15 protein-coding genes are annotated in these 14,347 nt (G+C 41.6%); 6 read left to right on the top strand and 9 right to left on the bottom strand.

Features of this window, described 5'->3' with window-relative positions:
• Positions 1 to 3: 3 nt before the first annotated feature.
• The 4 genes from NIES592_RS07520 to NIES592_RS07505 form a co-directional block, all read right to left on the bottom strand.
• A complete protein-coding gene (locus tag NIES592_RS07520) occupies positions 4 to 219 on the bottom strand; it encodes a chlorophyll a/b-binding protein (RefSeq protein WP_009456324.1) in 216 nt (71 codons plus the stop codon).
• 175 nt (positions 220 to 394) lie between these two features.
• Positions 395 to 1,072 carry a hypothetical protein gene (locus NIES592_RS07515; RefSeq protein ID WP_073555355.1) on the bottom strand — a complete coding sequence of 226 codons (678 nt, stop codon included), beginning with the start codon at positions 1,070 to 1,072 and terminating at the stop codon, positions 395 to 397.
• 260 nt (positions 1,073 to 1,332) lie between these two features.
• Entirely contained in the window at positions 1,333 to 1,557 is a 225-nt protein-coding gene (locus NIES592_RS07510; protein WP_256678078.1) for a hypothetical protein, read from the bottom strand.
• 257 nt (positions 1,558 to 1,814) lie between these two features.
• A complete protein-coding gene (locus tag NIES592_RS07505; protein WP_009456322.1) occupies positions 1,815 to 2,279 on the bottom strand; it encodes a hypothetical protein in 465 nt (154 codons plus the stop codon).
• A gap of 330 nt (positions 2,280 to 2,609) precedes the next feature.
• Between NIES592_RS07505 and bchI the strand changes: the two genes are divergently transcribed.
• The 3 genes from bchI to NIES592_RS07490 all read left to right on the top strand — a co-directional run bounded on the left by bchI (position 2,610) and on the right by NIES592_RS07490 (position 4,689).
• Positions 2,610 to 3,719, top strand: coding sequence for a magnesium chelatase ATPase subunit I (gene bchI / locus NIES592_RS07500; RefSeq protein ID WP_009456321.1), 1,110 nt, complete (start codon positions 2,610 to 2,612; stop codon positions 3,717 to 3,719).
• A 105-nt stretch (positions 3,720 to 3,824) separates the two neighbouring features.
• On the top strand, positions 3,825 to 4,124 hold the full coding sequence (locus NIES592_RS07495) for a hypothetical protein (protein WP_009456320.1): 300 nt from the start codon (positions 3,825 to 3,827) through the stop codon (positions 4,122 to 4,124).
• Positions 4,125 to 4,392: 268 nt separating this feature from the next.
• On the top strand, positions 4,393 to 4,689 hold the full coding sequence (locus NIES592_RS07490; RefSeq protein ID WP_009456319.1) for an RNA recognition motif domain-containing protein: 297 nt from the start codon (positions 4,393 to 4,395) through the stop codon (positions 4,687 to 4,689).
• 424 nt (positions 4,690 to 5,113) lie between these two features.
• On the opposite strand, the gene NIES592_RS07485 is transcribed toward NIES592_RS07490, so the two are convergent.
• Positions 5,114 to 6,298, bottom strand: a complete 1,185-nt coding sequence (locus tag NIES592_RS07485) for an NAD(P)H-quinone oxidoreductase subunit H (protein ID WP_009456318.1) — start codon at positions 6,296 to 6,298, stop codon at positions 5,114 to 5,116.
• Positions 6,299 to 6,687: 389 nt separating this feature from the next.
• Here NIES592_RS07485 and rsmH point away from each other — a divergent pair, with 389 nt between their 5' ends.
• The gene (gene rsmH / locus NIES592_RS07480) at positions 6,688 to 7,581 is read left to right on the top strand and encodes a 16S rRNA (cytosine(1402)-N(4))-methyltransferase RsmH (protein WP_073555354.1); all 894 of its coding nucleotides are present in this window, start codon (positions 6,688 to 6,690) and stop codon (positions 7,579 to 7,581) included.
• Between the two features lie 102 nt (positions 7,582 to 7,683).
• On the opposite strand, the gene NIES592_RS07475 is transcribed toward rsmH, so the two are convergent.
• Positions 7,684 to 8,517: a TIGR01548 family HAD-type hydrolase gene (locus tag NIES592_RS07475; protein WP_062246055.1), complete on the bottom strand. Its 834-nt coding sequence runs from the start codon at positions 8,515 to 8,517 to the stop codon at positions 7,684 to 7,686.
• A gap of 256 nt (positions 8,518 to 8,773) precedes the next feature.
• Between NIES592_RS07475 and NIES592_RS07470 the strand changes: the two genes are divergently transcribed.
• On the top strand, positions 8,774 to 8,920 hold the full coding sequence (locus tag NIES592_RS07470; RefSeq protein WP_026086226.1) for a photosystem I protein PsaX: 147 nt from the start codon (positions 8,774 to 8,776) through the stop codon (positions 8,918 to 8,920).
• 143 nt (positions 8,921 to 9,063) lie between these two features.
• Here the strand turns inward: NIES592_RS07470 and NIES592_RS07465 are convergent, their stop codons facing one another.
• Entirely contained in the window at positions 9,064 to 9,930 is an 867-nt protein-coding gene (locus tag NIES592_RS07465; RefSeq protein WP_062246057.1) for a branched-chain amino acid ABC transporter permease, read from the bottom strand.
• A gap of 153 nt (positions 9,931 to 10,083) precedes the next feature.
• Here NIES592_RS07465 and hrmK point away from each other — a divergent pair, with 153 nt between their 5' ends.
• A complete protein-coding gene (gene hrmK / locus NIES592_RS07460; protein WP_073555353.1) occupies positions 10,084 to 11,928 on the top strand; it encodes a hybrid histidine kinase/response regulator HrmK in 1,845 nt (614 codons plus the stop codon).
• Positions 11,929 to 11,970: 42 nt separating this feature from the next.
• Here hrmK and NIES592_RS25735 read toward each other — a convergent pair whose 3' ends face one another.
• Positions 11,971 to 12,072, bottom strand: coding sequence for a hypothetical protein (locus NIES592_RS25735; RefSeq protein ID WP_073555352.1), 102 nt, complete (start codon positions 12,070 to 12,072; stop codon positions 11,971 to 11,973).
• Positions 12,073 to 12,218: 146 nt separating this feature from the next.
• The gene (locus NIES592_RS07450; RefSeq protein WP_073555351.1) at positions 12,219 to 13,841 is read right to left on the bottom strand and encodes a fasciclin domain-containing protein; all 1,623 of its coding nucleotides are present in this window, start codon (positions 13,839 to 13,841) and stop codon (positions 12,219 to 12,221) included.
• Positions 13,842 to 14,347: the final 506 nt, after the last annotated feature.

Here is a 14,347-nt window from a genome sequence, read left to right as displayed (position 1 = left end):
TATTTACAGGTTGGCAAAAAGACCAAACACACCGTGTCCTGTGAACACTTCTAATGCAATTAGAGACACAAAGCCAATCATTGCCAAACGACCGTTGAGCAATTCAGCATAGGGAGTGAACCCTGTGCGATCGCCTTGTTCATCTACGTAAACCCTTGGCTCGATCGCAAAGTTGTTCATTTTACCTTGGTCGTCAACAATAGCACCGTTTGTACGCATGGATAATTCCTAATGAATAAATGGGATTATTGCATTTATGTAAAGAATAGTAACAATAAAATTAAAAAATGTAAAGAAAATAAGCTGGCGATCGCGTGGGTTTTTGGCGATCGTCAAATAACTGAAGAGGGTAGAAGGAACAAAAGTATGGGGATTTCTCTATATTCCCTGTTCCCTATTGCCCATTCCCTTGTGCTAACACTAATCTTCCTTCTTTATATGCTTGTCGCAAAGCTATGGCTTCTGCCACTATTTGTTGGGCAGTCAAACCTTCAGAATCCATCATCTTTTGCAGAGTTACGCCTGTATGTTCATACTCAGAATGAATAGGAGGAATTTGGCAGTAGCGTCCACCATTTTTTGTCCGTCGCCAAATACTCGGTTTTTGGGATTTTGGTTGTCTGGGAGTACGACGCTGTTTGACTAAAGAACGTACAGCCTCTTGGGTGATTGCAGTTATGTCCAATAAAGCATCTATTACTGGCTTGTACTTGTTATGGTTATTTGCTAGCTGATATACGGTCAATGGCTCAATGTGTGCTAAATCCTGGGGCGAAAACTTACCAAATACCGCAGCAATCTTGAGATACTTTTTTTCCTCACCTTTCCAACCTCGATCAATAAGTAGCTTTCTGTACTCCTTAGGTGAGAGTTGCTGTTTTTGGTCGGCTAGCCAAAAGGCGTGATGTAAAATTGTCTTGGTTACATCAGAAAGCGAAAGCATCTGAAAGTTTTCGACACTAACCCTGTCAGAATCCTTTGTTTTTTCCTCAGCATATTGCTCAAACTTTGATAGAGCAATTACTTTTTCCTCAACTTGCTCTGCAATTGCGCTCTGCACTTGTGTCATCATAAATATTAACCTCGTAAAAACTTCCCAGTAAGCGCAACCAATCCACCGCCTTTATTAACTAAAGGCGATCGCACCAGGTGCTGTCAGCATAGCTATCCCTGCGAGCCTATACGCACCATCACACTCAAGCTGGTGAAAGTTTGAAAATAAATTTACTAACTAGAACAATTGTACTACCAAAATAGAAAGAAAAAACCCCAGTAATACTCAAATTTTGGAGAAGCTGATAAAAGCTTTATACATTATTAGACCTTGATAGCTTAGGTGGTGTGTTGGTGGGTGGTGCGATCGCTATCAAACTCGCTAGAGAGGTTGTGGTTCGTTGCTAAAATCGCTTTGAGTACTTTGCATCTACGCCGATTCTCCATAAAATCCCGATGTAAATATAAATTGCGATCGCCTTCAGTGTACCCCAGCGTGCCACACGACGATCTGAAGTGCAAACAGCGGTTTACCATCCGAATTCGTCCTTTTGGTAACCGCATATGATTTGATCTCTCGCCAAGAAACTTATTAAAGGATTTAGGAGCTGATTATTTTGACAAACAACGACCGGAAAGTGTGAAGAAACGCTTGGTTAAGCTCTTAGAAAAGCTTGGTTATCAAGTTAATCTTGAGCCTGTTCCAGTTGCAAGTTAAACCCGCAATCAATATTTTAGTTTTGGCTGTCACCATTCAACGACTTCAGCCAAATACTCTCGTTGAGTTTTAGCCAAAGTCTGATTTTCAAGTTAGAGGACAGCTAGTTGTTCTCAGCAATTGACTTATTTAGTTCTCTACACTTAGCTTCTGCTGCTTGAAAAGCTTGTAAGTAATCTTTGCCACCTAACATTACGTCACCGTAATACTCATAAGGTGCATCGCCATAAACTGGCAGTGGATCGTCTTCCGGATAATCTTCTTGAGACTCTTCAATAATTGCTTTCAGTTTTTTTACTGTTAATGATTGTGCCGCAAAATACCAAAGCTCTTCTGCATTTTTATGAAGATGGGGCAAGGTAGGATCGACAATGCGATCGCTCAACTCAATCCAAGCGTATTCCATAGGCTGATAAGGTTTACCCTTGGTAGCTAAAAATCCCTGGACATAAATAGACCCCTCCGTCGCTAATGCAGCTTTGTAAGCATTATCAAACGGTTTTTTAGCCTTGCTTTTGATGCGATCAGCAATATCAATAGACAGCGCTTCATCCAATAGTTTATTCATCAACAGCCAGACAACAGCAGCAACTAAAAGATCCTAACATCAAAGTTAAGTTGTTGATTGTTGGTTGTTGGTTGTTAGTAGTTAGTGGTTAGTAGGGGCGAAGCATTTGTATGAGTATCTTTGCTGAAAACTAAATATCTTGGCACAAATGCACGCGGCCTACAGTGGTTAGTGGTTAGTAGTTGTTTACTACTCCTCACCACCCCACCTCCCCATTGCCCCTAATCCCCACCAGGGGGCCCGAGTTCCCCACCTCCTCACTCCTCACACTCCCCATCTATGGCACAATAAAAAACGGTAATAAATAACAATATTGATAAAGGTAGTTTAGTGAGTCCAACAGCTGTTGCGCGTCGTGTGGTATTTCCGTTTACGGCAATTGTAGGCCAGGAAGAAATGAAACTGGCTCTGATATTGAACGTGATTGACCCGAAAATTGGTGGTGTGATGATTATGGGCGATCGCGGTACAGGCAAATCCACAACTATTCGGGCGCTGGCTGACTTGCTGCCAGAAATTCCCGTGGTTGCGAATGATCCCTTCAATAGCCACCCCAGTGATCCTGATTTGATGAGTGATGAAATTCGCCAAAAATTAGAAAGTGGTGAGGATATTCCCGTTATCCAAAAAAAAGTTCAAATGGTAGATTTGCCACTGGGCGCGACAGAAGACCGAGTTTGTGGCACCATCGACATTGAAAAAGCTCTATCTGAAGGTGTAAAAGCCTTTGAACCAGGACTTTTAGCAAAAGCCAACCGGGGCATTCTTTATGTGGATGAGGTAAACTTGCTTGACGATCACCTGGTCGATGTGCTGCTGGACTCTGCTGCAAGCGGCTGGAACACAGTAGAACGCGAAGGTATTTCTATTCGCCACCCGGCCCGTTTTGTTCTGGTGGGTTCCGGTAATCCAGAAGAAGGTGAACTGCGCCCCCAGTTACTCGATCGCTTCGGTATGCACGCCGAAATTCATACTGTCAAAGAACCGGTGCTTAGGGTGCAAATTGTAGAACAACGGTCTGAATTTGACCAAAATCCCCTTGCTTTTGTGGAAAAGTATAAATCCCAGCAACAGGATTTACAACAGCGCATTATCAAAGCCCAAGAACTTTTGCCCTCAGTTAATATTGACTACGACTTGCGGGTGAAAATTTCGGAAGTATGTTCTGAACTTGATGTCGATGGTTTACGGGGTGATATTGTTACCAACCGTGCTGCCAAAGCTTTAACAGCTTTTGAAGGGCGTACCGATGTGACTGTTGATGATATCCATCGTGTGATTGTACTATGTTTGCGTCACAGACTTAGGAAAGATCCCTTAGAATCGATTGATTCTGGTTACAAAGTTGATAAAGCCTTTGCGCGTGTCTTTGGTGTAGAACTCTCAGAAGACACCGCACAAACAAATGGTACTGGTCAATTGAAAACAGGTGTTCGTTAATTCATAGTTGCTAGTTGTTTGTTGTTGGTTGTTTGTTGTCGGCTTGTAACAAACAACAACCAACCATCAACAAAGAACAAAAATGTCAAAGATGGTGGATTTGTGATGAGAAGCTGGCGCTTTTGGTTAAACACCTTAATTTTATCTAGTCAATACAACCCACCCCGGTTTGTAGAACTGTTAATGTTAACGCTAGCAATTGCCATGCTGACAATTTCTAGTCTTGTACCTACAGAAATTCCTTATATGGTATTGGGTTTAAGTTTTGTGATTGGTGCATCAATTTCTATCTTAGTCCGAGAAGCGATCGCCCCTTCTCCTCAGACGCGAGTTACCCAATTGACAGCATTATTATTATTAATTGTTAGTTTCTATGGCTTTGCTGATTTAATTAGAATGTTATAAATCAACAGTTGTGTATCATCCTAATTCAATTTATTTATTAATCAAACTTATACTTATACTTAGTTATTAATTGTTAACATAACTTTTTATAACAGTTTTTCAAACTTCGCTGCCAATATTTTGGTTGCTATGTCATGCTAGTTGGGGTGAGAGTTCATTCGGCGACCGTGTTTGTTTTTAGTATTGATAGGTTTGTTCCTTTTGGTATTGACAGACTTTTCTCCGAAATCGTTCATCTCTACATACCGAATGATTTTGGAGAGAATTTATGTCAATTTATGTAGGCAATCTTTCTTACGATGTCACAGAAGATAGTCTAAATGCTGTCTTTGCAGAATATGGTACTGTAAAGCGGGTTCAGCTACCTACTGACCGTGAGACAGGCCGCTTGCGTGGTTTTGGTTTCGTAGAAATGGGTACAGAAGCTGAGGAATCTGCTGCCATTGAAGCTCTTGATGGTGCTGAGTGGATGGGACGCGACCTCAAAGTGAATAAAGCCAAACCCAGAGAAAATAGAGGTTCCTTTAGTGGCAATAGAGGAAGTAACTTCCGTAACCGCTACTAATCCTAAATCTTGATACACATTTAGCTGTTGAAGCTAACCGAGTTCAGTAGACCTGTTGCACAAATCTTTTGAACCCCACCCTAACCCTCCCCGTTCACGGCGAGATTGAGGGGGTGTAGAATTCATGCAAGAGGTCTATGAAATTAATTGCATTTAGTAGTGGCTCAAGCATTCCTGCTTGAGCCTTTTTGATACACTATGTGGACTGCGACACGATAACAAAAACTACGTAAATGAGTTTTGTATGTGTAGCTGGGATTTATAGTCGCCTGGTACAAGAAGAACTAAGGCGATCGCACTTCTTCCAATTCTCTCTCTGCATCCTCTGCGGTTCAATTCCAAAACCCACTGCAAAAATAAAACCGGAATTCGGAATTAAACTTAACTCCGACTTCCGAATTCCAAATTCCAAATTTATAACTAACTAACGGTCCACAGAACCCATAATTACGTCGATACTGCCCAGAATCACCACAATATCTGCTACTTTCACGCCCCGCAGCAAATGAGGGAGAATTTGCAGATTGTTATAATCTGCTGGGCGAATCTTCCACCGCCAAGGGAAGACGTTATCATCACCAATCAAATAAATTCCTAATTCACCTTTACCGCTTTCGACACGGGAGTAAATTTCGCCTTTAGGAATCTTAAAGGTAGGAGCAACTTTTTTGGCAATGTATTGATAATCAAAGTCATCCCACTCAGATTTTTTGCCCGCCTGCATCCGCTTCGCTTCTAAGTTCTCGTATGGCCCGCCTGGAAGTCCTTTGATAGCCTGGCGAATAATTTTCACGGATTCGCGCATCTCCCGCATCCGCACCATGTAACGGGCTAAGCAATCTCCGGCTGTTTCCCACTGTACTTCCCAATCGAAATCATCGTAGCATTCATAGTGGTCTACTTTCCGCAAATCCCACTTGACACCAGATGCGCGTAACATTGGGCCAGAAAGTCCCCAGTTAATTGCTTCTTCGCGGGTAATAGTACCAACACCTTCTACACGTCGACGGAAAATAGGATTATTGGTAACTAAACGCTCATACTCATCTACTTTGGGTAAGAAGTAATCGCAGAAGTCTAGGCACTTATCTACCCAACCGTAGGGTAAATCAACCGCCACTCCCCCGATGCGGAAGTAGTTGTTGTTGACCATGCGATAACCTGTAGCAGCTTCCCACAGGTCATAAATCATTTCCCGTTCGCGGAACTGGTAGAAAAAGGGAGTTTGAGCGCCCACGTCAGCGAGGAAGGGGCCAAACCATAATAAGTGGTTAGCGATGCGGTTTAACTCCAGCATGATGACGCGGATGTAGCTGGCGCGTTTGGGGACGGTAATCCCTGCTAACTTTTCTGGAGCGTTGACTGTAACGGCTTCGTTGAACATACCCGCCGCATAGTCCCAGCGACTCACGTAGGGGACATACTGGATATTAGTGCGGTTTTCCGCAATTTTTTCCATTCCCCGGTGTAGATAGCCAATTACCGGCTCACAATCAACAACGTCTTCGCCATCCAAAGTGACAATTAACCGCAGAACCCCGTGCATTGAAGGGTGATGAGGCCCCATGTTCAGCACCATTGGTTCAGTACGGGTTTCTATTCTTGCCATAGATTTCAGTGTTCTCCGGTTTATGAACGATGAAGCCAGTAACCCCTACTTAAAAATTTACTTGACGTTTTTGGTTTCGGGTGGCTTTTTGAAGATATATTTGCTACTAATACACATAAATTCAACAATTTAGGATTGGAGAATTCATGCGTTTGCCTTGGATTCAACTAATCTAATTATATTGAGATAGGTGTAGACAAGCCGATTCACACTAACAGAACTATCCATAGGCATTCAAAAAGATTACTATAAGCTATCCTAGTGTTTTCTCACACCAAATTCATAAAGTGTAGTTTCAATCAGTAAATAGTGAACAGTTAACAGTGATCAAGATAACTGATAACTGTATCAAAGTTGTCTATTTTTATGTCCAGTCAACATGAACTCTCATGTCTCCGAACCAAATAGATATAGATATTGAAAAATCAGCTTTTTCTCATATTCCTGTTTTACCTCAAGCAGTAATTGAGGGTTTAGCAGTAAGCGCAGAGGGACACTATCTTGATGCAACGGTGGGGGGTGGAGGTCACACTCGTTTAATTTTAGAAGCTGCGCCCGATGTACGAGTCACTGCTATTGATCAAGATGAGGATGCTTTAGCGGCGGCGCAAAAGGAATTAGCAGAGTTTGGAGAACGCGTCACATTCATCCACACTAACTTTGCTGCTTACGAATTTCCACCTAGTACTTTTGCTGGTATTCTCGCTGATTTGGGAGTGAGTTCTTACCATCTGGATACAGCAAACAGAGGTTTTAGCTTTCGCCACGAAGCTAATTTGGATATGCGAATGAATACGCAACAGTCTCTGACAGCCGCAGATGTGATTAATGAGTGGGATGAAGCTGAATTAGCAGATATTTTTTTTAAGTACGGGGAAGAAAGACTATCACGACGCATTGCTAAACGCATTGTGGAACAGCGTCCCTTTGAAACTACGACAGAATTAGCACAGGCGATCGCTTACAGTGTCCCCCCCAAATATCGTTATGGCAGAATTAATCCTGCTACTCGTGTTTTCCAAGCACTGCGAATTGTTGTTAACGACGAGTTAAAGTCTTTAGAAACCTTTGTGGATAAAGCACCACAAGCACTTGTCCCAGGTGGCAGAATCGCGATTATCAGTTTTCATAGCTTGGAAGACCGTTTGGTTAAACATGGTCTGAGGAATTCACCCTTGTTGCAGGTTTTGACCAAAAAGCCAATCACACCACATGAAGAAGAAATTGTCAACAATCCCCGTTCTCGTTCTGCAAAATTGAGGATCGCCCAGAGGGTTAGGTGATGGGAGTTTGGGGAACTCGGCACCCCCACGACCGACAGGGAGTGGAGATGTCGTTTAAAGCTAATTCGTTATTTGATTCTTTCCTATCGCAAACAATAACTCTCATTCTTCACTAAACAACTCAGCCTGCAGATCCTCAAGATTACCACCCTTGGCTGTAGCTGTTCTAATTGCCTGAATCTTTGCTGGTGTTAATTCCTGTACATTATTCAAAACTATAGCTGCTCCTGCTTGCCGTAGTGTCTCGGCATAAGCATCACGCCACACTGGCGTTTCTTGTACATGCGGTGGTAATACCCCTACACCAATCCAAGTTTTTTCAGGTTGGAGATTTCGCGCTTTCTCTACTGTATACATATCAGCTACTGTATCTCCCACATACACTATTATTGACAACTTATCGATATTCTGTTGCAACAACCGAACAGTAGCGAAAAGTCCCGTTGGATCTGGTTTTCCTGGAGCATCTTCCATCGCAATCAACACAGGAGATTGCAAACCCAAACGACTTTGCAAAACATAGTTAGCAGAAGCACGAGTTGCACCACTGAAAAATCCCCAAGCAATACCAGCTAAAGTCAGTTGTTCGAGATAGCTAGGACTTAACAATAAAGGTTCATCACAAATATACCCAGTAAAATTTTCGGGATCTGTACCTCGGTAACGAGCTTGAAAAAAAGCAACAATATTTTTGTAGTCCAATCCTAATTGTTCGCGAGCCTGTCCTTGAGTTTCAAAATAGCGGTAGATTAACTCTTGGGACGCCTCCCAATCATTATTCCAAATCCCTTCAGACTTTAACTGGTCAATATCTACTGGTGTAGGACGATATGCTCCTAATGTAAAATTCTCGACAGTATCTGCGAGCGCTCGACGATAGGAACCACTCACATCGCGCACAACACCATCAATATCAAAAATAACAATTGTGTTCATAGTTAGTTGTTAGTTGTTAGTTGTTGTTCACTAATCCTCACACTCCACCCTTAGCTTAAGCCTATGAGCGCGTCTACACATTCTCCCCATTGCCCCTAATCCCCACTCCCTTGGGGGAGTGGCCCCCCGAGTTCCCCATCTACCCACCTCCCTTCCACTTGCTACCCAAAATCACGAAAATATTTTTAACGAAAGTGGCGAATTGGGACATCTGTTTGGTATTTCTGAAGAAGTCCTTAAGTTAGGAGTTCATTTTATGGCAAAAGCAGATACTACAGCAGATTTACCCGTAGCTAAATCAACAACAGCTAAACCCCCCTACACATTTCGTACAGGTTGGGCTTTGCTCTTGTTAGCTATTAACTTTCTTGTGGCAGCCTATTACTTCCACATTATTGAATAGTAAAGCGGGTTAACTTCTGATTTAAATCAGAAACTGGGAATGGAGATCTGGCAGAAGTAAAAGGTAGACGGGGGAGACAAGGGAGAAAAATTTCTTCCTTGTCCTTCTTGTCCCCCTTGTCTGCTCAATCCCCGTTCCCAGATTCAAATTGTGCCTTTAAATAAACCCTTGGGGCGAATTAGTAGCACTAAAATCATAATTAACAGAGCTACGCCTTGTTTATACTGAGAACCAAGCAGAGGTGTACTGACTTCTTGAACAATGCCAATAATAAAAGCTGCGGCGATCGCACCGTAAGGATTACCAATTCCACCTAAAATTACTGAGGCAAATAAAGGTAGTATTAAAAACCAACCCATATTGGGGCGTACAGCTTCACTTAGCCCTAACATACTTCCGCCCAACGAAGTTAAACTACCTGCTATTACCCAAGTCCACAAGACAACTTGGTCAACATTGATACCAGAAACTCGCGCTAAGTCAATATCATCGGCAACAGCTCGCATTGCTTTACCGATTTTTGTATTTTGTAGGAGGTAATGCAAAAGCAAAATGACTAATATTGCTAAAACAATCACCAACAGCTTGACTTGAGGTATCTTTATTCCCCAAAAGTCCAAGGCTGGTGCAACTGGTACATTGTATTTTTGGTTACTACCACCCCAAAAGAAGATAATGCCATTACGAAGGAATAGAGCAAGTCCAATGGAAATAATAATGAAGGTAGTGGAAGTAGCCCGAATCGAACGCATTCTTGACCACAGTAATTTTTCTGACAGCAGCATTGCAGCAACAGTCCCCACTGCTGCTAGTATCATTGACAGCCAAATATTTATGCCAGTGGAATTGACAAGCAGTGTTAAATAAGCGCCGAGAGTGAGAAAGTCACCGTGAGCAAAATTAGACAACCGTAAGATTCCATAGGTAAGAGTTAGTCCAACTGCGCCCAAAGCGATAATACTTCCTACTGAAATACCATTGACTACTAATTGAACTAGTTGTGCATTCATATAAAAATTTCATCCAAAAATCTTTTGTATTGCTTTTAAACTCGACATTTCCAGTTTTAGTTTATAAATATAAAAAGAGGAGTGCGTTAATATACATAGCATCCTATTTGCACTTTTGTGCAAAGCTAAACTTCTTAAGCGGTCTAGTTGACCATGCAGCAGTATTCAAGCTTACCAGAACAAAACTCACAAGTAGATGCAACACCAACAGTTTTGACAACTATCCAACAACTGCGGGCTGAGTTGTGGCTGGAACGCAGCTTAAATCAGTTGCAAAATCGCTTGAATGATTGCCTTGTGAATCTCACTAGCAATCAACAAACAGGGGCGGGTGAAGCAGAAATTTTTCAAACTGTGGTCAATGAGTTAAGCAGCGTTTTGAATAATAGTAAGGTGGCGATCGCACTTGTAGAACCACAACAAACTGTTGGCAAAGTTTGCTTTATTCCTGCTTCTCCACCCCAAAATTTACCATCACTAGTGCTAAAAGGGATGGTGAAAAAGAAAAAAAAACTTCGTTTGAGATTAGCAGAAGAAATAGAAATTGATGATTTGCAGTTGCTTGAACAGCAAGAACCGCCTAGTGCTTGGCAGTTAGCCACTGATATTGATGGCGTCATTGGCTGGTTAATAATTATCAGAACACCTGTAGAGTCTGATGGCAATTCATTCAAAGACACTTGTGTGCAAATTACATCACAACTGCTGACACGCGCCGCCCAGCAATGTGTTACAACCATCACCCAATTCCGAAAAATACAATCTTTGCAGCAACACTGCCAACAGTTAGAGACAATCAATCAGGAACTAGAACGAACGAATCAACTTAAAAATCAATTTTTGGCAAACACCAGTCACGAAATCCGCACTCCTCTGAGCTCAATTACTGGTTTTACCCACCTACTATTAGCCCAAGGCTACGATCCCTCTAAGGAACGTCATCAAGAGTACTTAAGCATTATTCAATCTAGTAGTAAGCACTTATTGGCTTTGATTAACGATATCTTGGATCTGTCCAAAATTGAAGCCAATCAATTGGAAATGCAATGGGAAAAAGTTGATTTACAAACATTGTGTCGCAATGTTTTAATTCTAGTGAAAGAAAAAGCTGCTAATAAAGGTTTAAAGCTATCACTAGAATTAGATCCTCACGTTAATACCTTATTAGCTGATTCCTTGCGACTCAAGCAGATGCTGCTGAACTTATTGTTTAACGCCTTGAAATTCACTACTAATGGCACTGTTGGTTTACAAGTTAAATCCAACAATGCTTGGATTTATTTCACAGTTTGGGATACTGGTACTGGTATCTCTGAGAAACATCAAGCAGAACTTTTTCAACCTTATTTTCAAATTTCTAACAGTGTAGTTAGTCCAAACGAAGGCACTGGTTTAGGATTGGTAGTAACTCGAAAACTCGCTGAACTTCACGGTGGTAGTGTAGAAGTAGAATCAAAACTAGGTTGTGGTTCCCGTTTTACGATTGTACTACCCTTCAGGCAGGAAGAAAGGGAGAGTGGGGAAGTAGAAGAAGTAGGGGAAGTAGGAGAAGTGGGGGGAGTAGGAGAAGATGGGAAAAGTGAAGATAGATCTAGACCTTCTCAATTAGTCTCCATAAATAACCATTACACAAATCTTTTGTTGGTAGAAGATGACTCACACAATGCTCAATTAATGCAAGTTTATTTGGAAAGATTAGGTTATCAGGTCAATTTGGCAAATAATAGTGAGCAAATGTGGAAAATCTTAGATAAGCAAAAGCCAGCAGTAATTTTATTGGATATTAAATTACCAAATGAGAATGGTTTAGCAATAGTACAACAATTGCGAGAACATCAGCAGTATCGAAGCATCCCTATAATTGTGCAAACCGCAATGGCAATGAAAGGCGATCGCGAAATTTGTCTAGCAGCAGGAGTCAATGAATATATTTCTAAACCGATAGATTTACCATTACTAGGCAGTTTGGTGGCGAAATACACTAAACCAACTACGTAAGGGTAAAGGGTAAACTCGTTATATTAGCCAATTGAACCTTCATTAAGGTATTCTCCAAATCTTCACTGTCTTATCAGCACTACCACTCACCAGAGTTTGTCCATCTAGGCTAATCGCTACAGCATAAACTAAGTCATTATGCATGCCCGGTGAGGGTGTTTTCTAACTCGCCTGTTTGCAGATTCCCAAATTTTGATTGTTTTATCTTAAGATATCAAAAGTAAAACCCCACCCCTACTATTGAAGTTGGGGCAGGGTTATTTAATCATCGGCAATTCGACAATGATTAATTAGAATCTATAACCGATTCCTAACATAATCCCTACATCTGTATCATCTACAAAAGTAGCATTCACAGCACCTGTTACCATAAACTGGGAAGATAAGGGATAATCTACACCACCAGTAAGTAGTAAACCAAAATCAGTGTCATCGCCAGTACCAATAGCTACACCAGCACCCACATAAGGAGATATAACAGCGTCACCTCCACCTATATCAGTGGGTCGGAAAGCAAAGTCATAGGTGATAGGAACTAGAAACACCGTATCATCCCCAATAACTGCCCCTGGTCTTACTGAGAAATTGTTTGTGAGACCAAATTTGCTGGTTACTGCAAAGTTACCACTGCCAAGAGCCGTATTACCACCTAAACCAATGTTACCAGCAACGGCAATATAGTTTCTTTTTACTGTAGCAGCAGCTTCATCTTCGGTTTCCTCACCCTGTGCCAATTCTGGTGGAATTAAAACTTGGTTGATGACGTGGACAACACCGTTGGTAGCTTTGACGTTCGGTTGAACGACGCTTGCATTATTAACCGCAATCTGACTATTATCAACTTTTACATTTACTGCTGCATCTTCTAGAGTTTTTACTTCACCAGATGTCAGCTTTTCAGCAGGTAATTCGCCAGCAACTACGTGGTATCTCAAAATTTTGATTAAGGTTTCTCTGTTTTCTGGTTGCTGTAACTGCTGTAGAACATCTGGAGGTAAAGCTGCAAATGCTTGGTCTGTTGGGGCAAAAAGTGTATAGGGACCTGGTTGTCTCAGAGCATCTGCTAAACCTGCTGTCCTTAGCAAAGAAGTCAGAGTATTGAAACTACCACTAGCCTCAGCTATAGAAACAATATCACCTGTAGTTTGAGGAGTACCACCTACAATATAATTCGCCGCTGCCACATTGCTAGGTAATGGTTGCACCTGTCCAAGTCTCACTAAAGCTTGATACAAAAGTGCAGCTGCATCCGCCCGCGTTAAACCTCCCCGTGGGTTGAGCGTTCTCACATCAGGGTAGTTGACGACTAGATTAGCTTGTGTTGCTGCTGCCACCTGATTAACAGCATAAGAGGGGATCTGCCCAGCATCTACATAGATGTTAGCAAGAGTTTGTTCTACAGAACCACTGGGAGTTAGATTGAGTCCGCTGGCTACAGCAGTAATTGCATCTGCTTTGGAAACTGTTTGATTCGGTCCAAACAAGTTATTGGGATAACCTGACAAAAATCCAGCTTCGTAGGCAGCTCTAATTGCAGGTGCTGCCCAATAGTTAGCAGGCACATCTCTAAAGCCTTCCGGCGGTAGCTGTCTTACTGGATTCAGTATAAAAGCTTTCTGGAACATAGCAGCCAGTTCAGCACGGGTTACAGGTTGATCTGGTTTGTATGTACCATCCGGATAACCAACAATTACATTTCTTGCAGCTAAGGCTTGAATAAATGGTAGTGCCCAATAATCTGCTGGCACATCAGCAAAGCTAGGAGCTGTTGTAGCTGGTGCAGGCGCTGGAGTTGGGGTTGTAACCTGAGCTAATACAGGAGCGGAAATCATCATTGGAGTAGCTGTAGTAGCCGATATTCCCAGAGCTACTAATGCGCTACTTGTTAACGACCAACCAGATAAACTACGCATGAACACTTCCTCCTCAACAACACTTCTCGAAAGTTTATCAAACTGGATTTTTACGTTGACTTAGACAGATAAAATACAATCATTCTCGTTTTATTTGTGATGATATCAGTTGATTTTGTAAATGAAAACAGAGCTTTTTGTTTTGACTTTTTTTCAGAAGTTTTTTACCTCTAATTTCAAACGTATCCATCAAAAATAATACTTTATTTAAGTATAATTTTTGATGGTATTTGTTTGCAAGTATTTAAAATGCCTAGACAATAAGCAGTTTCTTTGTTAGCTCAATTACAAGCCATATCATCGATTAATGATGATGAAACTAGAAAGTGATAATGAATTACACCTTCTATACTAGGCAGTTAGTTTAGTCAATACTTACCTATTTACTAATGATACCTGTTTTTGCGTGTCTGCGTTATATATCAAAAGCTAGGAGTAGATATCTACCGAAAGTAAGGGATGATAGGCACTCAATGTCTGTTATGCTCCTGTATATAAAGGAAAGT

Source organism: Fischerella major NIES-592, from assembly GCF_001904645.1.
In the GTDB taxonomy this organism is placed as follows: domain Bacteria; phylum Cyanobacteriota; class Cyanobacteriia; order Cyanobacteriales; family Nostocaceae; genus Fischerella; species Fischerella thermalis.
This window is presented reverse-complemented; position numbering and strand designations above follow the sequence as displayed.